Source organism: Bacillus sp. 0909A (assembly GCF_036765115.1).
In the GTDB taxonomy this organism is placed as follows: domain Bacteria; phylum Bacillota; class Bacilli; order Bacillales; family Bacillaceae; genus Bacillus; species Bacillus mojavensis.
The window spans coordinates 1-931 of record NZ_JBAIZU010000019.1; the positions used below are offsets into that span (position 1 = coordinate 1).

Below are 931 nucleotides of genomic sequence, written 5' to 3' on the forward strand. Positions count from 1 at the left end.
AGCTCAGGATCACACGTGTAAAATGCCGCATCAACAGTTGCTTCTGTCGGCCCGTAGCCGTGAACCAGCGATGTCTCGGGCAGCGAAGAAGCGAAACGGGCTGCCGTATGAGGGGCCAGCGGTTCACCTCCGGCGAATACACGCTTCAGGCTTCTCGGTGCTTCGATTTCCGCTTGGTCCAAAAAGCTGTTCAGCATGGCCGGAATAAAATGGGCCGTTGTAACGCCTTCCTCTCGAATGGCTTTTACCATCAATACCGGGTCTTTCTCCCAGCCGGACGGAAGCAGATAGGCCGAAGCACCTGAAAGCGTCCACCAAAACAGCTGCCAGACAGAGGCATCAAAGGAAAAAGACGTTTTCATCATAATGATGTCGTCTTCCTCTAAAGGAAACTGCATCTGCATGCCGGTCAGAAAGGAAACCGCCTGGCGGTGCTCAACGGCGACCCCTTTCGGCCGTCCAGTGGAGCCCGACGTATAGATCACATAGGCGAGAGAATCGCTGTCCGCTTGATGAAGAGAGTGACATTCGGATTCTTCATTCGCAAGAGCCGTCATATCCACATCAAGTATCTTTCCGGAAAAATCAGGTGCCTTTAATTCGGGCTGCGTCAGCAACAATGCTGCTCCGCTGTCTTTCAGCATATAGCTCAGCCGCTCCTCTGGATATGCAGGATCAAGAGGCACATAAGCTCCGCCTGCCTTTAATACGGCGAGAACGGCTGTCAGCATGTCCGGCGAACGTTCGCTGAGAACACCGACAATGCTTTCCTTCGTGACACCGTGCGCCGTAAGGCGCGCTGCCAGCCTGTTGGCGTACATGTCAAGCTGCGCGTAAGTCAGCGAGCCGCCAGAAAAGCGCAAAGCCGTCCGATCCGGCGTCAAAGCCGCCTGACGTTCAAACAGCCCGTGCAGCGTCGGAGCTAACGCTG

The 931-nt window shown here is 55.1% G+C and carries 1 protein-coding gene; it reads right to left on the minus strand.

Annotation, left to right across the window (positions count from 1 at the left end; all coding sequences use genetic code 11):
* Window positions 1-931: amino acid adenylation domain-containing protein (locus V6D42_RS20250; RefSeq protein WP_333514383.1), on the minus strand; the 931-nt coding region annotated here is incomplete at both ends.